Source organism: Pseudomonas sp. CFBP13509, from assembly GCF_005233485.1.
GTDB classification, from domain to species: Bacteria; Pseudomonadota; Gammaproteobacteria; order Pseudomonadales; family Pseudomonadaceae; genus Aquipseudomonas; species Aquipseudomonas marginalis.
Map to the genome: position 1 here is coordinate 1 of NZ_QGAA01000034.1, position 26,539 is coordinate 26,539.

23 protein-coding genes are annotated in these 26,539 nt (G+C 62.6%); 5 read left to right on the forward strand and 18 right to left on the reverse strand.

Annotated features, from left to right (window positions below; genetic code table 11):
• The first annotated feature begins 24 nt into the window (after nucleotides 1-24).
• Both PspCFBP13509_RS30515 and PspCFBP13509_RS30520 read left to right on the forward strand, forming a co-directional pair.
• Entirely contained in the window at nucleotides 25-939 is a 915-nt protein-coding gene (locus tag PspCFBP13509_RS30515; protein ID WP_137213133.1) for an NAD synthetase, read from the forward strand.
• Nucleotides 936-1,421, forward strand: coding sequence for a hypothetical protein (locus PspCFBP13509_RS30520; RefSeq protein ID WP_137213134.1), 486 nt, complete (start codon nucleotides 936-938; stop codon nucleotides 1,419-1,421). Before PspCFBP13509_RS30515 ends, PspCFBP13509_RS30520 begins: the two co-directional genes overlap by 4 nt.
• Before the next feature lie 3 nt (nucleotides 1,422-1,424).
• Here PspCFBP13509_RS30520 and PspCFBP13509_RS30525 read toward each other — a convergent pair whose 3' ends face one another.
• Nucleotides 1,425-2,759, reverse strand: coding sequence for an LLM class flavin-dependent oxidoreductase (locus tag PspCFBP13509_RS30525; RefSeq protein WP_074847277.1), 1,335 nt, complete (start codon nucleotides 2,757-2,759; stop codon nucleotides 1,425-1,427).
• A 315-nt stretch (nucleotides 2,760-3,074) separates the two neighbouring features.
• On the opposite strand from PspCFBP13509_RS30525, the gene PspCFBP13509_RS30530 reads away from it, so the two are divergent.
• Complete coding sequence (locus PspCFBP13509_RS30530) at nucleotides 3,075-3,803, forward strand: class I SAM-dependent methyltransferase (protein ID WP_137213135.1); 729 nt, start codon at nucleotides 3,075-3,077, stop codon at nucleotides 3,801-3,803.
• Here the strand turns inward: PspCFBP13509_RS30530 and ribD are convergent, their stop codons facing one another.
• The 7 genes from ribD to PspCFBP13509_RS30565 form a co-directional block, all read right to left on the reverse strand.
• On the reverse strand, nucleotides 3,804-4,907 hold the full coding sequence (gene ribD / locus PspCFBP13509_RS30535; protein WP_242001116.1) for a bifunctional diaminohydroxyphosphoribosylaminopyrimidine deaminase/5-amino-6-(5-phosphoribosylamino)uracil reductase RibD: 1,104 nt from the start codon (nucleotides 4,905-4,907) through the stop codon (nucleotides 3,804-3,806).
• On the reverse strand, nucleotides 4,904-5,560 hold the full coding sequence (locus tag PspCFBP13509_RS30540) for an SAM-dependent methyltransferase (RefSeq protein ID WP_074847278.1): 657 nt from the start codon (nucleotides 5,558-5,560) through the stop codon (nucleotides 4,904-4,906). Before PspCFBP13509_RS30540 ends, ribD begins: the two co-directional genes overlap by 4 nt.
• 17 nt (nucleotides 5,561-5,577) lie before the next feature.
• Nucleotides 5,578-7,266 (reverse strand): WD40 repeat domain-containing protein, encoded by a 1,689-nt coding sequence (locus PspCFBP13509_RS30545; protein WP_065927310.1) that lies wholly within the window; start codon nucleotides 7,264-7,266, stop codon nucleotides 5,578-5,580.
• A 28-nt stretch (nucleotides 7,267-7,294) separates the two neighbouring features.
• On the reverse strand, nucleotides 7,295-7,891 hold the full coding sequence (gene ribA / locus PspCFBP13509_RS30550) for a GTP cyclohydrolase II RibA (protein WP_027607438.1): 597 nt from the start codon (nucleotides 7,889-7,891) through the stop codon (nucleotides 7,295-7,297).
• 10 nt (nucleotides 7,892-7,901) lie between these two features.
• The gene (locus PspCFBP13509_RS30555; protein WP_027607437.1) at nucleotides 7,902-8,933 is read right to left on the reverse strand and encodes a formylglycine-generating enzyme family protein; all 1,032 of its coding nucleotides are present in this window, start codon (nucleotides 8,931-8,933) and stop codon (nucleotides 7,902-7,904) included.
• Nucleotides 8,934-9,009: 76 nt separating this feature from the next.
• Nucleotides 9,010-9,903: a VOC family protein gene (locus PspCFBP13509_RS30560; protein WP_137213136.1), complete on the reverse strand. Its 894-nt coding sequence runs from the start codon at nucleotides 9,901-9,903 to the stop codon at nucleotides 9,010-9,012.
• Nucleotides 9,903-10,958, reverse strand: a complete 1,056-nt coding sequence (locus PspCFBP13509_RS30565; protein WP_065927307.1) for a class I SAM-dependent methyltransferase — start codon at nucleotides 10,956-10,958, stop codon at nucleotides 9,903-9,905. Before PspCFBP13509_RS30565 ends, PspCFBP13509_RS30560 begins: the two co-directional genes overlap by 1 nt.
• A gap of 343 nt (nucleotides 10,959-11,301) precedes the next feature.
• Between PspCFBP13509_RS30565 and PspCFBP13509_RS30570 the strand changes: the two genes are divergently transcribed.
• Nucleotides 11,302-11,955: a helix-turn-helix transcriptional regulator gene (locus PspCFBP13509_RS30570; RefSeq protein ID WP_065927306.1), complete on the forward strand. Its 654-nt coding sequence runs from the start codon at nucleotides 11,302-11,304 to the stop codon at nucleotides 11,953-11,955.
• 35 nt (nucleotides 11,956-11,990) lie between these two features.
• Nucleotides 11,991-12,728, forward strand: a complete 738-nt coding sequence (locus PspCFBP13509_RS30575) for a nitroreductase family protein (protein ID WP_065927305.1) — start codon at nucleotides 11,991-11,993, stop codon at nucleotides 12,726-12,728.
• On the opposite strand, the gene PspCFBP13509_RS30580 is transcribed toward PspCFBP13509_RS30575, so the two are convergent.
• The 10 genes from PspCFBP13509_RS30580 to PspCFBP13509_RS30625 all read right to left on the reverse strand — a co-directional run bounded on the left by PspCFBP13509_RS30580 (nucleotide 12,695) and on the right by PspCFBP13509_RS30625 (nucleotide 26,217).
• Nucleotides 12,695-14,137, reverse strand: a complete 1,443-nt coding sequence (locus tag PspCFBP13509_RS30580) for an efflux transporter outer membrane subunit (protein WP_137213137.1) — start codon at nucleotides 14,135-14,137, stop codon at nucleotides 12,695-12,697. The two genes, PspCFBP13509_RS30575 and PspCFBP13509_RS30580, sit on opposite strands and share 34 nt — an antisense overlap.
• Nucleotides 14,134-17,217, reverse strand: a complete 3,084-nt coding sequence (locus tag PspCFBP13509_RS30585; RefSeq protein WP_137213138.1) for a MexW/MexI family multidrug efflux RND transporter permease subunit — start codon at nucleotides 17,215-17,217, stop codon at nucleotides 14,134-14,136. The genes PspCFBP13509_RS30580 and PspCFBP13509_RS30585 overlap by 4 nt, the downstream gene beginning before the upstream one ends.
• 21 nt (nucleotides 17,218-17,238) lie before the next feature.
• The gene (locus PspCFBP13509_RS30590) at nucleotides 17,239-18,345 is read right to left on the reverse strand and encodes an efflux RND transporter periplasmic adaptor subunit (RefSeq protein WP_065948042.1); all 1,107 of its coding nucleotides are present in this window, start codon (nucleotides 18,343-18,345) and stop codon (nucleotides 17,239-17,241) included.
• A 36-nt stretch (nucleotides 18,346-18,381) separates the two neighbouring features.
• Nucleotides 18,382-18,882: a DUF2165 family protein gene (locus PspCFBP13509_RS30595; RefSeq protein ID WP_137213139.1), complete on the reverse strand. Its 501-nt coding sequence runs from the start codon at nucleotides 18,880-18,882 to the stop codon at nucleotides 18,382-18,384.
• A 222-nt stretch (nucleotides 18,883-19,104) separates the two neighbouring features.
• Complete coding sequence (locus PspCFBP13509_RS30600) at nucleotides 19,105-19,527, reverse strand: RidA family protein (protein ID WP_074847283.1); 423 nt, start codon at nucleotides 19,525-19,527, stop codon at nucleotides 19,105-19,107.
• Nucleotides 19,528-19,538: 11 nt separating this feature from the next.
• Nucleotides 19,539-21,122 (reverse strand): flavin monoamine oxidase family protein, encoded by a 1,584-nt coding sequence (locus PspCFBP13509_RS30605; RefSeq protein ID WP_137213140.1) that lies wholly within the window; start codon nucleotides 21,120-21,122, stop codon nucleotides 19,539-19,541.
• Between the two features lie 12 nt (nucleotides 21,123-21,134).
• Nucleotides 21,135-22,058, reverse strand: coding sequence for an ABC transporter substrate-binding protein (locus tag PspCFBP13509_RS30610; RefSeq protein ID WP_074847285.1), 924 nt, complete (start codon nucleotides 22,056-22,058; stop codon nucleotides 21,135-21,137).
• An 18-nt stretch (nucleotides 22,059-22,076) separates the two neighbouring features.
• Nucleotides 22,077-22,850 (reverse strand): amino acid ABC transporter ATP-binding protein, encoded by a 774-nt coding sequence (locus tag PspCFBP13509_RS30615; protein ID WP_090406292.1) that lies wholly within the window; start codon nucleotides 22,848-22,850, stop codon nucleotides 22,077-22,079.
• Complete coding sequence (locus PspCFBP13509_RS30620) at nucleotides 22,843-23,808, reverse strand: amino acid ABC transporter permease (RefSeq protein WP_074847286.1); 966 nt, start codon at nucleotides 23,806-23,808, stop codon at nucleotides 22,843-22,845. The genes PspCFBP13509_RS30615 and PspCFBP13509_RS30620 overlap by 8 nt, the downstream gene beginning before the upstream one ends.
• A gap of 15 nt (nucleotides 23,809-23,823) precedes the next feature.
• Nucleotides 23,824-26,217 (reverse strand): TonB-dependent receptor plug domain-containing protein, encoded by a 2,394-nt coding sequence (locus PspCFBP13509_RS30625; protein ID WP_137213141.1) that lies wholly within the window; start codon nucleotides 26,215-26,217, stop codon nucleotides 23,824-23,826.
• Nucleotides 26,218-26,539 lie beyond the last annotated feature (322 nt).

Below are 26,539 nucleotides of genomic sequence, written 5' to 3' on the forward strand. Positions count from 1 at the left end.
CCCCAAAAACCCAGGAGTTAAGGAATGACGACCGCCTTGTTCAAGGATGGATTCCCCTCGGCCCACCGCACCACCCGCCAACGCATTGAAAGCATCATCGACCTGCATCGACTGTTCTTCGCCATCGACAGCGACCCGGTGCTGATTGGCGCGGGCGTGGTGTATATCGATGAGGACTTCAACGTGGTCACGCTGCGTGAGTTCCAGGCGATTTGCAGTGTGCGGCCGATCAAAGTGGTGCTGCGGGAAGCGCCGAGGTATGTGGGGCCGGTGGAGTTCAAGCGGATGTTGGAGCATGAGCCTCGGGAGTCGGAATGGGTAGCGGAGGCTTTGAGGACGACGGTGACGTGTACCGGGGCGCTGTTGAGTTGGCATGTTATTTACAGCGGAATCGCCTTGATGCCTTTTACGGGTGGCGCAAGTGTTGTTGTCTCATTCATTGGCACCGCAGCAGCAGTAGCGGGGTTGTTCCAGTGCGCCGCCGGAGTCTATCGAACGGTAAACGAAGTTTGGGATCCGCAGATGAATGACTACCTGGACAGTAATGCTTGGTACGAAGGGATGATGGCAGCTCTGGATGCGGTGTCTTTACTTGGTGTCGCCTCTTCTGCCGTAACGACAGTGAAAGTAATCAACCTGTCCAAGCGCGCAACAGGTAAACCACTAAGAGAAGTATTGCGTGGGCTGAGTCGACAGGAACGGGCAAAATTAACGAATGAGCTCCTGAGAATCCAAGACCCGCGCCTGACACCCAAGCTCCTCAAGCTCAAGCAAGCCGCACGTAACGCGCCAAAACGCATTCCAGCAACAAAGATAAAACCAATCATCGCGACCCATCGAAATGATGCCATTGCAGCAGCACTGGGCCTCGCCAGCAGCGGTATGTCCGGAAACACCAAGACGCTGGCCATCGGTATCTACGAAGAGTTCAGCGAATGAAAAACCGCCAGGAGCCCCTTTACCTTATAGATCCTCGCTCTCTTTGGGCGCGTCACAGACTGGCGTTGTTTGGCGGTCTTATAGCCTTGTGCCTTTCGATTGCCACCACCGGCACCCTGATGAATCTCACCTACTTCGCCCACGCATCCGATGAACTGACCAGTAATGCGTTCTTCATCGCAGGCGGGATTGCGTGTGCGGTATTCGGCGTCGCGCAGAGCTTGGTCCTTCACGGTTATCCACGATGGGTGTGGCTTCAGGTGGGTGTGTTCCTCATCTACTTACTGCTCGTAGTGCCGACAATCCTTTACAGCCCCGATCACCTCCTATTTACCCTTGCCTTACTAAGCCCGTTGATCGGGCTTCTATGCCTGAACAGCAAACGCCAACGACAAATGCGCCGAGAGATGTTGGAAATCAGGCATAAACGCAACGGCGTTATCGCCACCCTGAAACAACAGGGCCGCTGGAAATGGTGGTGAGCCTCAGGCCGCCTCGCTCCTTGCCGCCGTATGCCGATTCACCGGCACCGGCAAGCCCAGATGCCCACGCAACGTGCTGTGGCTGTACTCACTGCGAAACAACCCGCGCTCGCGCAACAATGGCAGCACCTGGTCGGTAAACCGCGCAAAGTCATCCGGCGCGCCGACATGGATATTGAAACCATCCACCGCCCCTTCGACAAACCAGCGTTCGATCTCGTCCGCCACGGTCTTGGGGGATCCGACAAAGCTCGAGAACGGCTTGGCAAAACGCAACGCCGCCTGGCGTAGGGTCAACTGCTGGTCACGGGCGACTTGCTTGATGTTTTCGGCATGCCCGCGATAGCCGTTGCTGCCTAGGTCGCCCAGGTCCGGGAACGGCTCATCCAGCGGGTACTGGCTGAAGTCGTGGTAGTTGAACGGTCGCCCCAACTGCACCAGTGCCTTGTTCAAATCCAGCTCGCCATTGCGTTCGCGATCGATGGCCTGGGCCTGTTCGTCGGTGTCGGCAATGATCGGCGAAATGCCCGGCAGGATGGTCACGTGGTCGGGGTTGCGTCCGGCGGCGGCGGTGCGTTGTTTGATGTCGCGGTAGTAGGCCTGGGCGTCCTCGAAATTGCCCACGCCGGCAAAAATGCCCTCGGCATAGTTGGCCGCCAGGCTGCGTCCGGACTCGGAAATACCCGCCTGGAAAATCACCGGCTGGCCCTGGGCTGAGCGTGCGATATTCAACGGCCCGGTCACCGAGAAGAACTCGCCATGGTGGTCCAGGCGATGCTGGCGTTGCGGGTCGAGGAACACGCCGCTGGCCTTGTCGCGCACGAAGGCGTCGTCCTCGTAGGAATCCCATAGCCCCTGCACCACCTCCAGGTGCTCGGCCGCGCGGCGATAACGCTCGGTGTGGTCGATATGCTGCTCACGGCCGAAGTTGCCGGCCGCACCTTCCAGGCCGGTGGTGACCACGTTCCAACCGGCGCGGCCGCCGCTGATCAGGTCCAGGGAGGCAAACTGGCGGGCGACGTTGAAGGGTTCGGTATAGGACGTGGTCAGGGTGGCCACCAGGCCGATCTTCGAGGTGGCGCCGGCCACGGCCGAGAGCAGGGTCAGCGGCTCCAGGCGGTTGAGAAAATGCGGTGCCGAATCCGGGGTGATGTAGGGGCTGTCGACGATGAACACCAGGTCGAACTTTGCCGCTTCCGCCTGCTGCGCCTGGGCGCGATACCAATTGATGTCCACACTGGCGTCGCCGGGGATTTGCGGGTGCAGCCATTCGTTTTGCGCGGTGCCGACGCCGGTGAGGATGGCACCGAACCTGAGTTGCCGGGGTAAGTGGGACATCACGATATTCCTCCGTGGATGGCAGCGACGCTGACCTGTGGAGGAGGACCATAAGGCCCATCGACAGGCTTGTGAAATGCTTTGTGGATCTATGCTAATCATTAAAAATAATGATCAAAACAATAGAAGATATTCCACAAACACATAATAAACCCAGCGCGCGCCTATCAGCAGGCTGACCCGATCGAGGCGCACCGCCCACCAAGCCGTTTGTTAAATCGAGGCGTTAGGCCTAATATCGCAAGTCATACCTTGCATAAAAATGCCAAGGCTTGCACATCCCCCAGCCCGCATATTCGAAGGAGTGGCATGCAGATGAAAGAATCCAAAGAAGTGTACGAACGCATCAGTGAACAGTTCGAGGATTTCACCGCCAGGGCCTCTCAGCGCAAGGTCGAGGTCGACACCTTCCGTAGCATGGTCGGCAATGTCGAGGGCCTGCGTATCCTGGACCTGGCCTGTGGGCATGGTTTCTTCAGTCGCCAGTTGAAGGACTGGGGGGCGGCCAAGGTGCATGGCGTGGATATTTCCGAAAACATGATCTACCAGGCACGGCAAGCCAACGACGGTATCGCCTACGAAGTGCGGGATGTGGCGAAGATGGGCCGTATCGGCGCCTACGACATGGTGACGGCGGCCTGGCTGTTCAACTATGCCAGCAGTGTCGACGAACTGAGCAAGATGTTTCAGGCGGCCGCCGACAACCTGAAGCCCGGCGGCCAATTGGTGGCCTACACCGCCAACCCGTCGTTCGAACTGCAAAAAGGCAATTTCACTCGCTATGGGATTGAGGTGTTCGATGAAACCCCGGTCGCCGGCGGGTTTCGCTGCAACGCGCAGTTCATGTCATCGCCCCCCGCACCGTTTACCTACTATCGCTGGGAGCAAGGCGTGTACGAAGAAGCCGCACGGGTAGCCGGTTTCAACCAGCTCACCTGGGTCGCCCCGCTGATCAGTGAACACAGCCGCACCTCCATGGGTGCGGGGTACTGGCAGCTGTTCGAGCGCAACAGCCTGCAGATCGGTTTGACCTGCCGCAAATAATCACGCCGGGGCGGCGACCGGGCGCAATCGCACCCGGATGTCCGCCCCCACCAGACACTGCTCGATGATCGACAAGGGTTGTGCCTGGCCCAGATCGGTCAAGCCATCCAGCGCCAGCAACGGCCGTGCATCACTGCCCAGGAACAGCGGGGCGATGTAGACCAGCCATTCATCCACCAGGCCTGCCGCCGCAAAGGCGCCACACAATACCGGGCCGGCCTCGACCTGGACCTCGTTGCACCCCTCCTCAGCCAGGACCGTCATGACCTCTCGCAGGTCAAGCCCTTCGCCGTCCACCCCGACCTGCCGGAAACGCACACCCGCAGGTGGCGGGTGCAACGGCTGGACGCCGGGCCCATGAAACACCAGGGTCGGTGCCGCGCCATCCAGCACATGGGCCTGGGCATCGCCCTTGAGATGCTGGTCGAGCACCACCCGCAGCGGAACGGAAAACGCCGCGTGCGGGTCGGGCAGGCGCACCGTCAGGCGCGGGTTGTCCGCCAGCAGCGTGCCACTGCCGGTGAGCACCGCGCAGGCCCGGGCGCGCCACACTTGCACATCGTCCCGGGCCTCGGGCGAGGTGATCCATTTGGATTGCCCGTTACCCAGGGCCGTGCGACCGTCCAGGCTCATGGCCAGTTTGATCCGCAACCATGGCCGCTTGCGTTCGGTACGTGAAAAAAACCCCTGGTTCAACTCGCGCGCCTCCGGACACGGCAAGTGTTCGACCAGCACACCCGCCGCCTCAAGCCGCTCAATGCCATGATGCTCATGCTGGGAGCGGTCGACACTGGCAATCACCACCCGCGCCACCCCGGCCCTGATCAACGCGTCGGCACAGGGCGGCGTGCGCCCATGCCCGCCGCACGGTTCCAGGGTGACGTAGGCGGTGGCGCCCCGCGCATCGGCGCCCGCCTCGCGCAGGGCATTGACTTCGGCGTGTGCCTGCCCCGCCCACTCGTGCCAGCCCTGGCCAAGCAGCAAGTCGCCCTTGGCGATCACGCAACCGACCCGGGGGTTGGGTGCCGTGGTAAAGGCGCCCCGGTCAGCCAGTTTCAGGGCGAGCCGCATGAAGTGCATGTCGCGCGCCAGCGCCAGGCTCATGTGCGAACCAGCGCCAACAGGTACACCGCCTCGCCATGCTGGCGCTCGATCACCACCAGGTCCTGCCAGGTGAAACCAAACGCTTCCAGGGTGTCGCGCACGCCCTGTTCGGTGAAGAAATAACCTTGACGCTGGTTATCCATCTCGCGCCAGCCCGGCTCCGGGTTGCTCGCGTCGACGCCGAAGACGTTGAGCCCGATCAACGCGCCAGGGCGCGCGTACTGGCGGATATTGGCCAGGTAACGGCCCCACTCGTCCGGATGCTGGTGATGGAAGCAGCCATTGTCGAGTACACCGTCAAACGCCTCCCCCGCCGGTGGCTGCCAATCCTGCAGGGCACTGCACACCAGGCTGAGACGCTCGCCCCAGCGTTTGCGCAGCAGCGGCCAGCTGGAATTCTCGACGATGTCCAGGCCGGTCACCCGGTGCCCTGCCAGGATGAACTCCGAGGCATCCCGCGCACGGCCGACTCCCACGTCGAGGATATGCTGGTCCGGCGTCGGCCCCAGTGCCTCGAGGAAAACCCGGGCGGCCTTGGCCATGCCAATGTCCCAGGACCACTCATCTTCACCATGGCTGTAGCGGTGGACAAATGAGGTGTCGAGCGCCCGACGGTACGTCGATACGTCCATGAATTGCGCTTGCTTGCTCATATCAGGCAGTCCTTGGGTCAAGAGGCGCGACGGGTGGCGATCCCGTAGATCTGGCCATCGTAGGAACTGGCCAGGAAATCATCGCTGGCCGTGCTGTGGGTGATGCAGGAGATACCACTGGCGGTGGGACGCTGTACTTGCTGCCAGGAACGGCTGGGCAAGTCGAACAGCGCGATGGTGCCGCTGTAGTTCGCGGTGGCAATCACTTCCCCGTCGGCGGAGGCACAAATGCACTTGATGGAATTGCGGTGCGGCGTGTCATAGACCTCGTCACCGGACTCCAGCCATAGGCGCAATTTCAGGTCGCGACCAATGCTGGCGAAACCGCCGTCGACCCGGCAGCAACCGTTGGAGATACGCGTGTGGGCATTTTCGATATGCCGCGCGCAACTGAAGTCGCTGATAGTGTGCAGGGCGGCGGCGGCCGAGGCGCATACGCTGAACAGGTGATGCTCGTTGGCCGCCACGCCTTTGATCGCGTTGTCGTGCATCGGGATCGACGCCACCAGCTCCAGGCTGTTATCGCCGGCGATGACAAACACCAGGCCTTCGCCGGTGTAGGTTCCGATCAATGCATGAAGCTGGCCATTGCGCTGGAACGTGGTGCCGCAATTGAGCGGCGAGCGATGTTGATACAACAGGCGCCCGCTGAGGGCGTCGAACACCTGGCCCATCTGCCCACCGGTCAGCAGCAGTGGACCGAACGGCAGCAGGAAGTTGCACAGGCTGCCGACGCCGCTCACGGGCTGGTTATCGCGAAACAGCAGGCCCGCGTCACCGATGCTGTATTGCCCGCCCTCGGTGGTCACCACGGCGTTGATGCTCACCGCCGGCTGAATGCCGTCCACGGTCCACTGATCGTGTTCATAATCCCAGGTGGCGTAGCGCGAGCCGAAGGTGGCGAACACCAAGGCGTCACTGCCGACGAACGCACAGCTGCGCGGCCAGACGATGCTCGGCAAATTGGTGCTGCGCAGGCGCTCCAGCTGCGTGCCATCGAAGCGCCAGAGGATCGCCAGGCGGTCATAACTCAAGGTCACCAGCAGCTGTTTTTCATCATTCCAGACAATGCGCTTGATCCCGGCATCGTGGGCAGGAACGGAGCGGATCTCGCCTCCATGGATGATCGAGATGCGCCCTTCGTCGTCACCGGCAAACACTACGCCGGCGCGGGTAATGGCGACGGTATCGGTCTCGACGCCACCGATGTCGACTTCATCGCATTGCTCGAAGGTGCTGGTGTCCCACTGGCGCACCGTGCCGTCGTCGCTGCTGGAAATCAGGCGCTTGCCATCCGGCGACCAGACCACGGAAATCACATCGGCCTGATGCCCGCGGCAGGTGCCTTTGAGGTTGCCGTCGAGGTCGAAGAGGCGCAGTTGATGATCGCGCGAGCAGGTCGCGATCGACGCACCGTCCGGCGAGAACACCGCCATTTCCACGTCGTCGTCATGCCCCGACAGCACGGCCTTGAGGCGCATGCTCGGCACTTCCCAGACGCGGGCGGTGTAGTCGCTGCTGGCGCTCACCAGGTACTTGCCATCGGCGCTGAACGCGCACTGGTTGGCCAGGTGGTCATGGCTGACACGGTGGATCGAATGCCCGGTCTGGGCGTTCCACAGAATGACTTGGTTGTCGTAGCCGGCGGTGGCGATGAACTCACCAGCATGGGCGGCGACGCCGCTGATAGGGCCTATGTGTCTCATCGAAAAGTCCTTTTCCTGGAGAATGAAATCAAAGCTTGATGGTGTGGCTCGACTTGCTGACTTTTGATCGCAGGTAGTTGTGGTTGTGCTTGGTCAGGAACACCCCGGTCGGCACTGAGCTGACCACGTCGATCCCGCCATCGCGCAACTGCTTGACCTTGTCCGGGTTGTTGGTCAGGAGCCGGCAGCGATGCACATCCAGGGCCCGCAGCATGGCGACCGCCGGGGCGAAACTGCGCGAGTCTTCCGGGTGGTTGAGCTTCACGTTGGCCTCGTAGGTGTCCATGCCGGCGTCTTGCAGCAGGTAGGTTTCGAACTTCGAATACAGGCCGATACCGCGACCTTCCTGGCGCAGGTAGATCAGGTAGCCGCCTTCGGCATCGAGCGCCTTCAGGGCTTCCTGCAGCTGCGGGCCGCAATCGCAGCGCTGGGAACCGAATACATCACCGGTGATGCATTCGGAATGCACGCGCACCAGGGGCACATCGGCATCGGGCTCACCGGCTCTGACGGCAAAGTGTTCATTGTTCTTGTCAAAGCCCTTGAACCCGTAGAAGTGGGCGTTGACCTCACCGCCAAGAATGGAGATGGGAACTTGCGTATGAAGCGTTACTGGAGTGTCCATGGCATAGCCTCTATGGAAGTGTCGCGTTCTGGCCAGAGTGGTTTTCTACCAAACGGAATCCCATGACATAGATGGGTCTTGGATAACGTCCATGTCGGCGCTGATTGCGCGCAAGATCCCTGAAGCGGGTGAAACTGCCGCCACGGGCTACCCGGTGCCTACCAACATCCAGCACCAGGTCATCGTTGATCTCAGGCCCGCCCGGATAGGCCCGATAATCGTCGGCAACGTACTCTTCCACGTTGCCGGCCATGTCCAGCGCGCCAAACATCGAGGCGCCCTCGAGGAACACCCCGACGGGTGTCGACGTGAGCAACCCCAACTCGATGGTGTTGGCGTACTCGACATTGAAGGTTTCGCCCCAGGGAAACTGAGAGCGCTGCGGCCCTGCCGCGGCGTATTCCCACTGTGCTTCGCTGGGCAGCGCGAACGCCCGCCCGGTGCGTCGGCTCAGCCATTGGGCGTAGGCGTCGGCATCCACGTCGCTGACGCTGTAGACCGGGTGGTTGGCCTGGTGCTGGGGAAAGCGGCCAAAGGCCCAGCCGGTCGGCAGGAACGGATAACCGGTATCCAACAGGAAGGCGCGATATTCGCTGTTGGTGACCGGGTAGCGACCGATGCGAAAGCTCGCCAGGTCGACCCGATGGTTGGGGGTTTCTTTCTCGATCCAACTGCGGTCCAGGCCCAGCCCGGCGTAGGCGGTCATGACCGCATCGACGCGCTGCGGCTCCAGGCCGATCTCGACCTGGGCGGCAGGAACGTCGCACATGGCGGGGCTGAACACGTCGATGCGCGGGTCGCCCTTGTAGCCCAGCACTTCACCGGCGGCGATACGCCTCACCAGGGGTTCGGCAACCGACTCGACCACCCGTAGCAGTTGTTCGATGGGCGCACTCATCAGCTGTCCGGTGGCGTCGGCGATTTGCCGGGTCAGTTCATATTCGACGTAAGCCTGCGGGTAGCCCATCAATACCCGATCAGACACGTTCTTTGGCAAAGGGCTCGGCAGCGTCGGCCAATGCCAACCGTATTGATTCGTCATAGGTAAACCTTTATTCCGAGCGAACACATCCACGACCGAGCGCGAAACCGCTCGGCGTGTGGGGATCAGTCAGGTATCAGAGTCGGTCGAGCAGCAACCTTCGATTGGTCTCGATCATCTCGATTTCGGTGGAGTACACCTCAACCACCAGGCCATCGGGGTCTTCGAAGTACACGGCCGTGCGGACGTTGTCCGGACCGTGGTGATAACCCGGCGCGGGGCCATTGCCCTTGACCAGGGTGATGTTGTCGTCGGCAGCCACCTTGTCGGCGATGCGTTTGACATCCTCCGGCAGCGCACGAATGCCGATGTGGTAGCCCGGCGGGTAGACAAAGTCGGGATTGTGTTCGATGAAGAAGTCGAATCCATTCAACTCCATCACCACTTTGCGCGGCCCCAGGTTGTAGCAATAGTGGGCGCCGAAGATGTCGCGATAGAACGCCTGGGAGGCTTCCAGGTCGCGGGTGAGGATGTTGATATGGGTCAGTTGCGGGCGCTGGGACTCCAACGCGGCAGCCTCGATGGATACACCTTCCAGGGACCGCCACATTTTGATCGCGGCGGCGAATTTGGAGAAACCGGCCAACCAGTTTTTCACCGTGTCCGGGGATACGCCCGCGTCAGTGATCGCCAGGCCATGGGGGTAAATGAAACAGGCCGTGCGTTGCAGCAATGCCGCGTTAAGCGGATCGCCGGCAGGTTGCTCGGTGCGACCTTCGGCAAGGCGCACGATGCTGACGGCCTTGTTGTGGTAACCATCGGCCAATGCCGCGAGCCGAGTCGTGAGGGTGTCGAGGCTGTCTGCCGCCGACACCAACAGGATAAACCCGTCGGCCTGGGGTAACTGCGCGCCCTCAACGGCCGCGCACAGTTCAAAACCGGCGGCTTTCGCGCAGGTGTTCAACGGCTCGAGAAAGCCGTTCAGACGTGCGGCCGTGTCGGAGCTGTACAAGGTAATAAAGCGCAGCATCAGGCAACCCTCCCCTCGGTACGGCGACCGATCAACAGGCTGTAGCGCCCGATAGGTTCCTGCACCACCTCAAAGCCCTGGGCAACCATCTGTTCGGCAATCCAACGGGTGGGATGCAGTTCGCCGTGCACCGTGTTGACCATCATGTGCAGGGAGAAATCCGCCGACAGCGCCGGGTGAATTTCATCGTCTTCCAGGGTCATGCTCAGCACCAGCAACGAACCGCCGTCGTTGACCAACTGGGCAGCCGAGCGGATCAGCGTGCTGGTTTCTTCGCGGGTGAAGTAGTGCAGGCAGTCATTGACCATGATCACGTCGGCGCTTTCACCTTCGTAACGGGCCAGGTCCAGCAGGTTACGTTCCTTGAACGTCAGGCGCCCCGCCAACTGGTACTTCTCGACGGTGCTTTCGGCGGACTGGCGCGTGGCGGCCAGGTCCCAGATTTCGCCCTGGACCTGAGGGTGCCGCCGAGCGATTTCGGCGATATAGGTGCCGTGTCCACCGGCCAGGTCGATGACCTTGCTGGCGGTATCGAACACTGGCAATTCCTTGAGCACATCGACCATGGGTTGACTGAAGCGCACCATCGCATCGTTGAAGGCATCACGTGCGGCAATGTCGTGTTTGAAGCGGTTCTCCTGCTGGAAATCCATGGACTCGGCGCTGCTCAGGATCTCCCCCAGGCGTGGCCAGTTCTGCCACTGCAAGCGCTGGTGGGCAATGATCGGGCCGATGAACTCGGCGCTGCGGCTGACCAGGAAACGCTCGGCCAGGGGCTGGTTGGTATAGGTGTCGGCGGACTTTTTCAACAGACCCAGGGCAACCAGGCCATTGAGAAAGATCTTGGCCTTGTTGGGCACCCAGCCCAATTGCTGGCTGATTGCGTCGGCGGTAGCCGGGCGGGTGGTTTGATCGAAGAGGTGCTGCGCTACAGCGAAGTGAAGGATGGCGGATTGTCGATACTGGTCGGAGAGTTTCACCAGGTCGACCACGCTGGACAGAGCAGTTACTTCATCAGCGTGCTCATAGATGGTCGTCGGCTTTTGCGCATTCATACAGATTCTCTTCCTTGAATGTTTTTGTCTTCGCTGACGTCGGCAAGCAATCAGTGTTTGAGACGTAGCGTGTTTTCTAACGGTCCGGAGTCGTGTGCAAATGAATGTTCAGGAGCAGCTTCCAAAAAAGCTAGCTACGATCCTAGCCCTAAGCCCTACAAAAGCAAGTCAAACCTTTTATAATTATTCGCTATTTATAATTAATTATTAATTCCTTTTATTTATTATTTTCCTGAGCGGCAAAAATGACTATGCTCATGCCCACTACCCCTTACGCAATGGATGGCGCCAAAGGTCGACGAACTCCAGTGATGCCCTCACTCCCCATGGTTACACGCGATTTATGACCTCCAAACCTGCCGACGATACCCAGTCATCCACCGCCGAACGCATCCTGTTTTTGCTCAAGACCCGTGGCCCGTTGAAAACCACCGAACTGGCTTCGCTGCTGGAACTCACGTTTGAGGCGACCCGGCAACAAATCCAGAAATTGCAGGCATCGGAGTTGATCGTCGGCGTTTCGGCACCCACTTCCGGGGCCGGCCGCCCTTCGTTGAAGTGGGCGCTGACGGACACCGCACACAACAAATTCCCCGATTCCCACAGCGTGCTGACCCTGCACCTGATCGAATCCATCGAGGGGGTTTTCGGCAGTGATGGCATCGAGAAAATCATCACCAGCATGGAAGCGACCAATCGCCAGGAATACGTCCAGGCGTGTTCGCAAGCCTCGTCCCTGGAAGAAAAAGTCGCCATCCTGGTGCGCATCCGCGAACTCGCCGGCTATATGGCGCACATGGAACCCGCGGGTGAAGGTTGGCTGCTGATCGAAAACCATTGCCCGATCTGCGCTGCCGCGCGCAAATGCCAGGGTTTCTGCCGCTCGGAGCTGCAGATATTTCGTGCAGCCATGGGTGACGACACCCTTGTCGAACGTTGCGAACACCTGATCTCCGGCGACCGACGTTGCGTCTATAACATTCAACCGCGCACCTGACCGCCCCACACCAACCGCCCTAAAGGAATAAGGCCATGACACCGACTATCGACTTGCTCGCCAACCACCGCAGCGAGCGCAGCTTCCAATCCACGCCCGTCAGCGACGAACACCTGGATGCCATCTTGCGTGCCGGTCACCTGGCGCCGACGTCCTTCAATGCCCAGCATATTTCCGTGGTGGTCGTGCGCGACGCAGGCACCCGCCAACGCATTGCGGCAATAGCTGGCGGCCAGCCCTGGATCGCGTCGGCACCGGTGTTTATCACCCTGGTGGTGGACTTTCACAAGACCGCCGTCGGTGCCGCGCTCAATGGCCAGCAACAGCAGATCCAGCGGCACTTGGAAGGGCTGATCGCCGCCAGCACCGACGGCGGCATTATCCTCAGTACCCTGATGATCGCCGCACGCTCATTGGGGTTGGGCGTGGTGCCGGTGGGTGGCATTCGTGCCAACGCTGAAGCGATGATCGAGCTGCTCGGGCTGCCCGAGCAGACCTTCGCCCTGTGCGGACTGGCCCTGGGTCATGTGCACGAGCCGGCGGCACAGAAACCGCGCATGGGCATCGAAGCCTTCCGTCACGACGAGCGCTACAACCGTGCCGCGCTGGCACCGGCGATCAGTGCCTATGACCAGCACCTGATGCGCCATTGGCAGATCATTGGCCGTGCGGACGGCCAATCCTGGTCAAGCACCGTGGGCCGCACGTATGCACGCAACTACCGGCCCGACCTCAAGGCTCAGTTGCTGGCCAATGGCTTGTCCGCTGATTGAGCCTGCTGCGCACCGCCACTGCCCCAGCCCAGCGCCTTGTATAGCGCGATGGCGTTGAGGTAGGACGCCGTCTCGGCATCGGCCACGTCCTTCTTGATCAGGAAAAACGCGCGCTGGTTTTCCAGCACCGCCATGTAGGTGCCCGAACCGCTGCGGTAGCGTTTGCTGGCGATGTCGATCGCCTGCTCGGCATGGGTGGCGGACGCCAGCAACGCGCCCAGGCGGGTCTGGTCCTGCGCCAGGCGCATCAGTGCATTTTCCACATCTTCCTGGGCCTTGAGCAGCGACTGTTGATAGCGCGCCAGGGCACCTTCGGCCTGGGCCTGGGAACCGCGCAGGCGCGCGCGCACATTGCCCAGGCGAAACGCCGGCCAGTCCACCGACGGCGCCAGCTCATACGCGCGGGATGCGCTGCCCAGGTCGCCGCCGCGCAGGGCGAAGAAACCAATGAAACCGCCCAGGTTCAGGCGTGGGTACAGGTCGGCCGTGGCGGCGCCGACGTCTTCGGTGCTGGCGGCCAGCAGGCGTTCGGCGCTGACCACATCCGGACGATTGCGGATCAACTGGTCGACATCGCCCAAGGGCAGTTGCCGGGCCAGGGGCGCGAGGAAATGCGCCTTGGCCAGGGCCTGCTGTTGACGCGGGGGTTGGCCGGTCAATACGTCCAGGCGATAACCGGTTTCCTGGATCCGCGTCAGCAACGGTGGAATCGCCGCCTCACTGAGCAGCAGGTTGGCGTGGGCGTTTTGCTGATCCTCGAATTGGCCGCTGCCGGCGCGCACCTGAGCGCTGGTCAGCGTGAGCGTTTCGCGCCAGGCACTGACCTGGGCCTGGGCCACCTCCAGGCTGCGGCTCAAGCCCTGCTGCTCGTAGTAATAACGCGCCACATCGGCGGCGATGCTCAACTGCATCAGCGCCAGGTCCGCCTGCGCCGCCTGCGAGCGTGCCAGGGCCGAGGCCGTCAAGCGTTGCAAACGCCCGAACACGTCGATCTCCCACTGCACATCAAAGCCGGCGCGATAGGTCTGCGACAGCATCCGCTCGGGAGGCCCACCGTCGAACGGCAACTGCTGCTCCAGGCTGCGGCCATAGGCGGTACGGGCAGTGACGCCGGGATACTGGTCGAGCCGGCGGTCATCAAACACCGCACGGGAGGCCAACAGGTTGGCCTGGGCCTGGCGAATGTCATGGTTATGCGCCAGCGCCGTGTCGATCAGGCGATCGAGCTCGGCGTCGTCAAAAAACGACCACCACTGGGCCTGCACCGGCGCCTGTTGGGCGAACAAGGCCTTTTGTGCAGTGACCAGGCTGATCGGCGGGGTTATGGGCTTTTCGTAATGCGGCCCGACCATGCAGCCGTTGAGCAGAATCAGCGCCAGCACGGTGGTGACAGTTTTGCAGGGCTTCATGGTTCACTCCTCAGGGTTTGCGCCAGGGACTGGGCCCTCGGGGTCGCGGCCGCCACTGAATGCTTGCGGGCCAGCAGGGTGTAGACCGTCGGCAGCACGAACAGGGTGAAGCAGGTACCGATCAGCATGCCCGATACAATTACCACCCCCAGGCCATAGCGGCTGTTGGCCCCGGCCCCCGAGGCGAACAGCAGCGGCACCAGGCCGACCACCATGGCCGCCGTCGTCATCAGGATCGGCCGCAAGCGAATCTGCGCGGCCTTGCGTATCGCCTCGGAACGGTCGAGGTGTTCCTGGGCCTGCAGGGCGTTGGCGAACTCGACCATCAGGATGCCGTGCTTGCTGATCAGCCCGATCAGGGTCACCAGGCCGATCTGGGTGTAGATATTGATCGTGGCGTAGCCCAGCGCCAGGGGAATCAGCGCGCCGCTGATGGACAGCGGCACGGTGATCAGGATGATCAGCGGGTCCATCAGGCTTTCGTACTGCGCCGCGAGTACCAGGTAGATCACGATCACCGCCGCCAGGAACGCCAGCAGCAGCGCATTGCCTTCCTGGGTGTACTGCCGCGCATCGGATTGCCAGTCGTAGCTGAACCCCACGGGCAACTCGGCGGTGACGCCTTCCAGGAACGCCACGGCGTCGCCCAGGGTGACCCCGGCCGCCGGCACCCCCTGGAAGGTCGCGGCGTTCTGCTGGTTGAACTGGGTCAGCTTGTTGGGTTCGACGTGCTCGGACACCTGGATCACCGTCGACAGCGGAATCAGTGTGCCGTCTTCCGTGCGCACATACTGGCGGGTCAGGGCTTCGGGCGTCAGTCGCTCACTGCCCGGGCTCTGGGCAATCACATCATAGGAGCGGCCCTCCAGGCCAAAGCGGTTGAGGTAGTTTTCCCCCACCAGCACCGCCAGCGATTCGCCGATGTCCTGCATGCGGATCCCCAGGCTGTTGGCCTTGGCCCGGTCCACTCGCACCTGTACCACCGGGTTGTTGTAGTCCAGGTCACTGTCGACCACGGCGAACAACCCACTGTCGCGGGCCTTCTGCTTGATCTGCTCCATGGTCTCGTACAGCACGCGGTAATCCTGGGAGCTGCGTAGCACCAGTTGCACCGGCAGGCCACCGGTGGAGCCCGGCAAGGCAGGCAACTGGAAGGCAAAGATGCTGGTGCCTTCCACGTCGTTGGTAGCCGCTTGCAGGTCGACCTGGATCTGCGCGGCGGTGCGCTCGCGCTCGCCCCACAACGTCAGGTTGATGCCGCCAATGCTCGAGGCGATGCCGTCGCTGCCATTGATGATCCAGGTGCTGACGGTTTCCGGCAGGCGCCCGTAGACCTCATTCAGCTTGGCGGAAAAGCGCTCGACGTACTCCAAATTGGCATGTTGCGGCGCCTTGATGGCGGTGAGCAGCCCCGCCTGGTCCTCGGTGGGCGCCAGCTCCCGCTGCGGCAACTGGTACAGCCACGGCAGGCTGATCATCACCAGCAAGGCAAACAGCCCGCTGAGCCAGCGATGCCGCAGCGACAGGTCCAGCACCTTGGCATAACGCAGGGCCAGGCCGTCGAAGAAACGGTTGGCCAGGTGTGCCATGCGCCCTTCCGATTGCTTGGACTGCAGCAGGAACGAGCTCATGACCGGCGACAACGTCAGCGCCACCACGCCGGACACGATCACCGCGCCGGCCAGGGTCAGGGCGAATTCACGAAACAACGCCCCCGTGAGGCCGCCCATCATGCCGATGGGCGCATACACCGCCGCCAGGGTAATGGTCATGGCGATCACCGGGCCCGCCACTTCCCGCGCCCCGACCAGGGCGGCCGCCACCGGGGTCTTGCCTTCCTCGATATGCCGGTGCACGTTCTCCACCACCACAATCGCATCGTCCACCACCAGACCCACAGCCAGCACCATCGCCAACAGCGTCAACAGGTTGAGGCTGAAACCGAACGCCAGCATCAGCGCCGCGGCCCCCAGCATCGAAAAGGGGATGGTCACCACCGGAATCAGTACCGTGCGCAACGACCCCAGGCACAGGTAGATGACGATCACCACGATCAGCAAGGCCTCGAGCAGGGTCTTCATCACCTCGTCGATGGAGGTCTGGATAAAGCGCGCGGTTTCAAACGCCAGCTCGGCCTTGACGTCCGGCGGCAGGGTCTTGCGCACGTCCGGCAGGAGTTTCTTGATACCGTCGACAATCACCAGCGGGTTGCCGCCGGGCGTCGGGAACAACCCCAGGTGCACGGCCGAAACGCCATCCATGGTGGCGCTGGTTTCGCTGGACGCCGCGCCCAGCTCCACGGTGCCGACATCCTTCAGGCGCACCAGGCCGTTGCCATCGTTGCGCAGCACCAAATCGCGAAATTCATTGACGTTGGTCAGGTCGGTATTGACCCGCAGGTTGGCGACCACGAACAGGCCTTTGACCTTGCCCGGCGCTGCCTGGTAGTTGTTGCGGCGCACCGCGTCGGCCACATCGGCGGCGGTCAGGCCGCGCGCGGCCAGCCGTGCGGGGTCGATCCACAGGCGCATCGCCAGGGTTTGCCCGCCGAACACCTGGACCTTGGCCACGCCCTCGATGGTGCTCATCACCGGCTCCACCACCCGTGCCAGGTAATCGGTCAAGGCCGGGGTCGACAGGGTCGGGCTGGAGAACCCGATATAGGCCACCGCCGTCGACTCGCCGGACGAGCGCTCGATCACCGGGTCATAGGCCTGCTCCGGCAGCCGGAAACGCACCTGGTTGACCTTGGCCATGACTTCCGTGAGCGCCTGGGTCGAGTCACGGTTGAGCTCCATGCGCACCGTGACCACGCTGCGCCCCTGCACCGACGAACTCGACAGGTAATCCACGCCTTCCACCGATGACACCGCCTGGGCAATCGGTTGCGTGACGAAGCCCTGCATCAGGTCTGACGAAGCGCCGGGGTATTCGGTGGTCACGGTGATGGTGGAGCTTTCCAGCATCGGGTACTGGCGGATCGGCAGCTGCAACAAGGACATGATCCCCAGCAGCAGGATCAGAATACTGACGACAAGCGCGAGCACCGGCCGCCGAACGAAAATATCGGTGAAAGTCATGAGCGTTCTCTGGGCGAAGAATCAGATGCCCGTCACAGGCGGTTTGGACGCAGGCAGGGCCAGGGTGTCATCGGTCGCCTGCACCGCCATGCCGTCACTGAGCTTGAGTTGCCCGGAGGTCACCACCTGGTCACCCTCGTGCAAGCCTTCCTGGATCTGGACCCAACCGTCCTGGCGCTGGCCGATTTTCACCGCCACCCGCTTGACCACCAGCGTGGCGCCCTGGTCCGGGCGGGCAAGGAAAACGGTATCGCCATAGGCGGTGTAGGCCACCGCCGTTTCCGGCACGGTGAGCACATCGGCCACCTCGGTATCGGCCACTTTGACGCTGGCGTACATGCCCGGCTTGAGGGGGGCGTCCGGGCTCTCCAGCGTGGCCTGCACCTGCACCGTGCGTGAGCGGCCGATCATCGGGTCGACGGCACTGATCCGCGCCTTGAACACCCGGTCAGGGTAGGCGTCGATCAGCACGCCCACGGTTTGCCCGACGACCAGGCGGCGACTGAGCTGCTCATCCAGGGAAAAATTGACATAGAGCACCTGGGTGTTGACCAGGCTGACGATGCGGTCGCCGACATTGAGGTACTGCCCTTCGTTGACCTGGCGAATGCCGAGCACTCCGGCGAAGGGCGCGCGGATGGTCTTCTGGGCGATCAGGGCCTGGACTTTTTTCAACTCGCCCAGGGCCATGTCATGGGCGGCCCGGGCGTTGTCGAGCTGTTCCTGGGTCGCAGCGTTTTCCCTGACCAGCCCGGTCACGCGCTTGCGGATGATCTCGGCATTGCGCACCTGGGCCTGCAGCCGCAACTGCTCGGCCTGTTCCGGGGCATCGTTGAGCTTGACCAGCACTTCGCCAGCCTTGACCTGGCGGCCCGACTCAAAGTTGATCAACGTGACCCGCCCGCCTACCTCGGCGGAAACCTGCACCTGGGAAGCCGCTTCCAGCTCACCGACGCCGGCGAAATACACATTGGCCGGGCGCACTTGCACCGCCCCCAGGGCCACCTTGGTCAACGCGCTGGCGGGGGCATCGGCGGATTGGGCCTGGGACGGCGCGCGCGACATCATCACCACTGCGATGACCGCCACCGGAATCAACACCAGGCTGGTTATCTTCTTCTTGTTCATGGACGTCCTTATCACGATGAGTGCATTACACGCGGTTCACAGCCAGGTGTGGTTGAACAGGAAGAAGGCCAGTACCGCCCAGATCGTCAGCACCAGGTGCGTCAGTTGCAACCCCTCCTGGCGAATCCAGTAGCCGAACCACAAGCCCCCCAGCAGCATCGCGAAGACAAACGCCGAAAACGCACTCAGGGCCAGGTTGAGCCAGGGCCGTGCCGACAGCAGGCCGTCGCCGAGGATCAACTGATAGCTGCCGGTCCAGGCCGCGAGCGCGGCGACCAATTGCAGGGCCAGCACCACCAGCAGGGCCAGTTGGTGCAGACGGGGTGAACGCACGGCCCGCACCAGCAAGGGAATGTCGATGGCAGGACTCTGGCGCAACGGCTCCATGGCCATGGTCGCGCCTACCGCGCCTACCGAGCTGCGAAACGCTTGCCAGTTGTTAAGCACCGCAATGCTCAGCCACAGGCTCAAGCCGACGGCCTGTACGCCCAGGAACACCGACAACGAGTGACCCAGTAACCCTGCCTCCACAGTCATTCAAACCTCCGTATTTGCCGAAAGGGAAATCCAGCCTCAGGTATATACACAAGACATTGCTTGGATAATACGTCGCAGGCGTTTAAATACAAGATTTATCTTTTTGCGGGAGGGGGTTCAGGAAGGCTGGAAACGCGGTGTGGCAAGCGCCCGCCGGGGCGTTCGGCGCAGTCACGCCGAAGCCCGGAAGCGGTTGTGAGGGGGGTTACTTGCGAGGGATTATCACGCCGTCCTGGCGGCGATGGCTTCGATTTCCACCAGTGCACCGGGCAATGGCAAGGCCACGACCTGCAACGCGGTGCGTGCCGGCTTGTTCGGCTGCTCGGGGGTGCCGAAGAACTGCGTATACCCACGCTGCAACCCAGCGAAATCCAGCTTGCCGCCCGTTTCCTCGGCGCCGACCAGGAATACCCGTAACTGCACGATATCGCCCAGGTCCAGGTCTTGCTGGCGCAGGATCTGGCGCAGCTTGTTGAACACCGAAACTGTCTGCACTTCGGTGTTGCCAAACACCCCGGGAACCGTTGGATCAACCAGATCCGGCAAGGTGCCGCTGACGAAGACCAGGCTGGCGGAGGCCGGCACGGTGACGGTCTGCGAGATCGGAAAGTCGCCGACGCTGGTACGTTGAATGCTGTCGCTCATGGGTGTGTTCCTTAGGAGGCGGCCACTGCCGCGAGGTGTGTGTGTCGGGTCACGCGTTCAGCCAGTTGCGCGACCACATGCCGCGCCGAGTTGGCCGCCGATTCCTGCCAGATGCCCACGCCGCTTTGCACCAGGCCGTCGCCGGCGAAGTACACGCGGCCGTGGCCCTCTTCGAGCAAGGCGCTGGCATCGGCGGGGAAGTGTTCACGTTGCAGCCACGGGCCTTCGCTGAAGGGGATCTGTTCCCAGGACACCGCCAGCGGGTGACGCAGGTGCCTGGAGTAGCCCGGATGCAGCAGCTCCACCGCTTCCTTGGAGGTGGCGTACTGCTGGTCGAACGGTCGCGCGCCAAACGCATCGGCGCCCTCCCCGGTCACGTAACCGGCCACCAGCAGGCCCTCGCGGGTGTTGAGGTCGTTGCTCGGGTACCAGAGCAGGCGCGCCGGGTGTTCGATCCACGACAGGCCGCCGTAGGTGCGGTAGTCGGTTTCCCAGAAGCGTGGGGACTGCCACGCCACTTTGGTGGCCTGGTCGCTGCGGGTGCTGAGCAAGGCGGCCTTGATCGGGTCGCTGAAGTCGGTGTCGAGCTTGGCCAGCAGCGGCAGCGGCAAGGTCGAGACCAGATAGTCGGCGCGTACCACCTGCTCGCGACCGCTGCGTTGGTCGTGGTAGGTCACGGCTACGCCGTTTTCCAACTGACGGATCTGGCGCACCTGGGCACCCAGTTGCACGTGATCGCTGACGCGCCGGTAGAAGGCGTCGGTGATGCGGTCCATGCCACCCACCGGCTGGAACATGGTCGCCGAGAATTCCGGGAATTCGGTGTGCAGCAAGGCGCCCCACAGTTCGGGGTGCAGCAGTTGGTCCAGCGCCAACGGGCTGCGGCTGGCGGGCAAGGCGCCGGGATGTGCCGGGGACTCCAGGTGCCCTGAACGGATCGTGCCCTCAAAGGCCAGCTCCTGGGACAGGTCGCCATACACGTGCAAAAACGCCAGCAAGCGCGTGCGTTCCTCGGCGCTCAGCACATCGTCGAGGGCATCACGCTGCACCGCTTTGGCCAGCAACCCGGACAAATGCCCGCGCGCATCGTTGATCGCCTGGCCGACGGTGAAGGCCGGCTGGTTCACATCCGGCCGCACCTGGGCGCCATGGCTGCTGTTGACCAGCACTTCCAGCGGCACGCCCAGCTCACTGCAATAATCGAGGATCGTGCGGTGCTGGCTGGGAATCCGTGCAGGCCCGGCGTTGAAGTAATGCCCCGGCTCGAACGCGGCGGTCTGCGTACGGCCATCCTTATAGTCCACGCGGTCGCCATGACGGATTGTCCAGGTGCGGCCGCCGACTCGCTCACGGGCTTCCAGCACCTGCACGCTGAACCCGGCGCGGGTCAGTTCCAGGGCGGTGACCAGCCCGGCAATCCCGGCACCCAGCACCAGCACGCGGGTGCCCTGCCCCAGGCCGTCCTTGAGTTTCAACGGTTGCGGTCGGCGGTGCGATGACGGCCCGAGGCCGAGTACCGCGAGTGCATCCTTGACGGCTTTTTCGCCGCCTACCGCAGCGATGCTCGACAACGCTTCACGTCGTGTCAGTCCCATGTCGATTGCTCCTTAATCCGGCAGGCCCGGTGGGTTGATCAGCGACTTGTCGACGCGTTCCACATCCAGGCCCCAGCGTTGCAGCACCTGCTCGTACTGGCCGCCGGCAATCGCGCCTTCCAGGGCGGTGTGGATCGGCTTGACCAGGCCGTTGTCCTTGCGGGTGGTCACGGCAATGTCCGCCTGCAATGGCCAGCCACCGTTCACCGTACCGACGCGCTTGATGCCGCCGGTAATCGCCGCCGAATAGGCGTACACCGAGTTGGGCCCGAACAGCGCATCGCTGCGCCCCGATTGCACCGCCAGTTGCGCGGCGGCCTGGTCGTCGAAGTACTGCAACAGCGCGGGCTTGAGGCCGGCCTTTTCGTTGGCCTCGTTCCAGGCCAGCAGGACTTTTTCCTGGTTGGTGCCGGAGCCGACGATGATCTTCAGCCCGGCAATATCGGCTGCCTGCTTGATCTCGCTGATCTTGCTGGTGGTCTTGACGTAGAAGCCGAGCACATCCTGGCGATAGGTGGCGAAGTCAAAGCGCTTCTTGCGCGCCTCGGTCACGGTGACGTTGCTGATCACCGCGTCGTACTTGCCCGAGCTGACGCCCAGGGGCCAGTCTTCCCAGCTGGTCTGCACCACATTGAGTTGCAGGCCGAGGCTGTCGGCCACCAGTTGCGCGGTGTCGGCTTCGCTGCCGATGGTGGTCTTGTCGTCGCTGGCCAGCAGCGCCAGCGGCGGCCCGGCCACGCCGGACACAGCCACGGTGAACTTGCCCGGCTGGGCGAACTTGAAGCCCGGCGGGATCTGCGCAATCGCCGCTTCGTTACGCGGCACATGGATGCGTGGGCGGTCGGGGCTGAGGTCGACCTGTTGCACGGCGAATGCGCTTTGCGCGGTGCTGACGGCCAGCGCCAGCAGGGCCACGCGGGTGGTGTTGATGAACATGGGCAGTCACTCCTTGAACTAAAGCACCTTGCCGAGAAAGGCTTTGGCGCGGGGATGTCGGGGTTGGCGGAAAATCTGTTCGGGCGGGCCCTCTTCGATCAACTCGCCGTCGCAGAGAAACACCACGTGGTCGGCCACTTCGCGGGCAAAACCGATTTCGTGGGTGACGATCACCAGGGTCACGCCCAGCTGGGTCAGGCCCTTGATCACGTCGAGTACTTCGCCCACCAGTTCCGGGTCGAGGGCCGAGGTGGGTTCATCGAACAGCAGCACCTTGGGGTCCAGCGCCAGTGCGCGGGCAATCGCCACGCGCTGTTGCTGGCCGCCGGAAAGCTGGCGTGGGTAGGCATCGACCTTGTCCGCCAAGCCAACCTTGGCCAACAGTGCGGTGGCCTTGGCCTGGGCGTCGGCCTTGCTCCAGCGCTTGTGCGCCAGCGGCGCCTCGGCGACGTTTTCCCAGGCGGTGAGGTGCGGGAACAGGTTGAAGTTCTGGAACACAAAACCGACGTCGATACGGCGCTTGAGAATCTCGCGTTCCTTGAGCTCGTAAAGCAGGTCGCCCTTGCGTCGATAGCCGACGTATTCACCGTCGATGGTGATGTGCCCGCTGTCGATCTTTTCCAGGTGGTTGATGGTGCGCAGCAAGGTGGACTTGCCCGAGCCGGACGGCCCGAGAATCACCGTGACCTTGCCCGGATCGATGGTCAGGTCGATGTCTTTCAACACCTGTTGATTGCCAAAGCGCTTGCCCACGCCCTGGATCTGGATACGGCCGGCACGGGCTTCACTCATGGGTGTTCTCCTTCAGCCAGCGGCGCACGCGTTGCAATGGCGTGGGCGGCAGCACCCTGGCCGTACCCCGGGCGAAATGACGCTCGACGTAGTACTGGGCGCTGGTGAGCACGGTGGTGATGATCAGGTACCAGACGGTGGCGACGATCAGCAGCGGGATCACCGCCTGGGTGCGGTTGTAGATGACCTGCACGGTGTAGAACAGCTCCGGCAAGGCCAACACGTAGACGATGGAGGTGCCCTTGACCAGGCCAATGATTTCATTGAACCCCGACGGCAGGATCGAGCGCAGCGCCTGGGGCAGGATGATCCGGAAGATGCGCCGCGAGGCCGGCAGGCCCAGGGCTGCCGCCGCTTCATGCTGGCCGGCATCCACACCGATCAGGCCGCCGCGAATGATCTCCGCCGCGTACGCCGCCTGCATCAGGCTCAGGCCCAGTACGGCCACGGTGAATTGGCTGAGCACGTCCACCGTCGACCACTCGGCGAACACCAGGTCGGTAAACGGCACACCGAGGACAATGTGGTCGTACAGGTAGGCGAAGTTGTAGAGGATGATCAGCACCAGCAGCGCCGGCATCGAGCGGAAAAACCAGATGTAGCCCCAGGCCAGGGCCGCCAGCAGCGGCGAGCCCGACAGCCGCGCCAACGCCAGCGCAGTGCCGAGGATGGCGCTGAACACCGTGCTCAGCAGCGTCAGCAACAGGGTCTGGCCGAGGCCACGCAGCACCGACGGCGAGAAGAACCACTGGCCGAACACGCCCCACTCCCAGCGCGGGTTGGTGGCCAGGGAATGCCCGATGGCGAGCAGCACCAGCGCGGCAAAGATCGACCCGGCCCAGCGCCAGGGGTGCCGCGCGGGCACCACCTGCAGGGCTTTGATCGGTGTGGACACTCGGGCCTGGCGCAGCGCGCCGGGCGAGTCAATCAGGTCATAGGATTTGGCAACGATGGGCATGGTGTATTCCTCGGCCTAGAAGGCATAGGTCAAGCGGGTGTAGTAGTACCCGCCGGTAAAACCGTAGGGCGAATAGGTGCCGTAGCTGCTGACCATGGTGCTGCTCGGTACACCTTGTTTTTTCGGGTAGACGTCGAACAGGTTCTTGGCGCCGATGGCCACGTTGAGGTCTTTGGTGAGGGTGTAGCCAAGGTCGAGGTCGGTGATCCACTTGGCGCTGTAGACCCGGTCGAGGCTGCGGTCGGCGGAGACGTTGACCTCTTTGTAAGAGCCGTAGCGGGTCAGGGCCAGGTTGAGGTTGAAGCGCTCGATGCTCCAGTCGCCACCGAGGATCAGCTTGGTGCTGGGCTGCACGCCGGTGATCAGGTTGCGGGCCTGGCGGTCCATCAGGTCATAGGCCGTGCCCAGGATCGTGGTGGATTCCTTGTAATTGAGGATTCTGGTCTGGTTCCAGTTGAACGCGGCGGTCCATTTCAGCGCGCCATAGGGGCCGAGGTCCTGGCTGTAGTTGCCGACCAGGTCCAGGCCTTTGGTGCGGGTGTCGGCGCCGTTGATGAAGTACTGGCCGCCGGAGGTGGAGGTGATGCCATTGCCTTGCAGCACCTGGGTGATTTCCGGGCCGAGCAAGGTGCCCGTGAGGGTGATGCGGTCGCGCAGGTTGATCACGTAGGCGTCGGCGGTGAAGCTCAGGCGATCGCTGGGGGTGAGGGTGAAACCCAGGCTGAAGTTGGTGGAACGCTCGGGTTTCAGTTCCTGCGCCCCCAAGGCCTGGGCTGCGGCCGAACCTACCGGCAGCACGCCGTAGTTGATCGACTGGTACACGCCGTCGACCACGCCATAGGTGGTGGACCGCGCACTGAACAGGCTGTTGGCCAGGGACGGCGCACGGAAGCCATTGCTCACGGTGGCGCGCACGGCGAATTGCGGGGTGAAGTCGTAGCGGGTGGTCAGCTTGCCGCTGCGGGTAGCGCCCACGCCCTGGTTGTAATGCTCGTAGCGAAACGCGGTGCCCACGTACCAGTCCGGCACCGGGTTGAAGCCCACGTCGACGTAACTGGCGAGGCTGTTGCGCGAGGCGCTGCTTTCTTCATCCGGCGAGATGCCGTTGGTGACCTGGGCCCCGGACGACGCACAGTTACCCGGTGCCACGCAGTAGCCGCCGTTGGCGTAGGACTCATAGTCACCGGCCTGCACCTCGTAGGTGTCGCGGCGATGTTCGAAACCGTAGCTCAGGTCCAGCGGCTTTTGCAGGCCGATATCGAAGCCGCGCTTGAAATCGAGGTTGGTGGTCAGCTCGGTGGAAATCCAGGTGCCGGAGGTGAAGCTGTTCGGCGTGGCCTCGCCCAGGGAGGGGTTCTGGTTATGGGTGGTGCCCTGCTCCGCCGCGTTGCGTCCGTAGGTGGTGGACAGGTCCCAGTCCCACTCGCCGACGGTGCCTTTACCGCCGAATGCGGCCTGGAAGTCGTCCTCGTCGATATACCAGGTCGGCGTGTAGCCGCCGGCGTACCCGTTAGGCCCGGTGGTAATGGTGTTGGTGATGGTCGGCAGGCGGAAGTTCTGGCCCTGCTCGGCCTTGCGCCGCGAATAGGTGGTGAAGGAATACAGGCTGAAACTGTCGTCGATCGGCAATTCGGCGTTGTAGCCCAGGGTCAGCAGGTTGGTCTTCGGTGTGCCGTAGCCGCCGTAGGTGGAGCGGCCGGCCTGCTCAAAGGCCTGGGCGTAGGTGTAGCCGTTGGCGCTGGCCTTGTTGTCGTCGTTCTGACTGCGCGCGTCCAGGGCCAACTGCACGATGCCGCCGTTGCCGATCTCGAAGCCCTTGTTGAGGCTTTGCTGCACGGTCTGTTTCTTGCCGTCGTAACCCTGGCCGACATGGGTCACCGAGGTGCCGCTGGTGTCGGCCTTGAGGATCACGTTGATGACCCCGGCGATGGCATCGGAGCCGTACTGGGCGGCGGCCCCGTCGCGCAGGACTTCGACGTGGTCGATGGCGCTGATGGGGATCAAATCCAGATCGGCCGGTGCGGCGCCGGTGTTGATGCCGTTGATGTTCAGGGTGGCCGCGGTGTGGCGGCGCTTGCCATTGACCAGCACCAGCACCTCGGCGGCACTCATGCCGCGCAGGTTCGGCGCACGGGCGATGCCGCTGGCGTCCCAACCGGTTTTTTCCGGCAGGGTCAGCGACGGGATCACCGCGCTCAAGGCCTCCATCAGACCGGGCTTGCCGGTGCTCTGCAATTGCTTGGCGCTGACCACATCGATCGGCACCGGGCTGCTGGTGACCGTGCGCTGTTCGGCGCCACGGTTACCGGTGACCACCACGGTGGACAGGGTGCTGTCGTCCTGGGCCCGGGCGGTAGTGGCCAGGATTGCCAGCGCCAGGATGGCGGTCGGTTGTAAGACTTGCTTCATAGCCACTCCAGACATTCCAAATCGCGAAGTCGGGCAGTCACGCGGGCGGGCGCGGTGCTCGATTTTTTTCAGTGGGGTTGCGGCGATTGGGGACTAGGTGTGGCGCTGGGTTTGAATTGGCAACATACGTTGAACTCCCTTCCAACGATTCTGCTGCGGGGATGATCACCCGGTTATGGCGCGCAGAATCTTGATTACGCTGGGTACCATCCAAGGTCAGGGGTAGGCTGTTGCGATCAAACATAACGGAATGGGTTTTGAAAATATAATGCTGTTTTGATATAAGCTAATATTCTCTAATTTTATTATTTTTTAGTTTTTT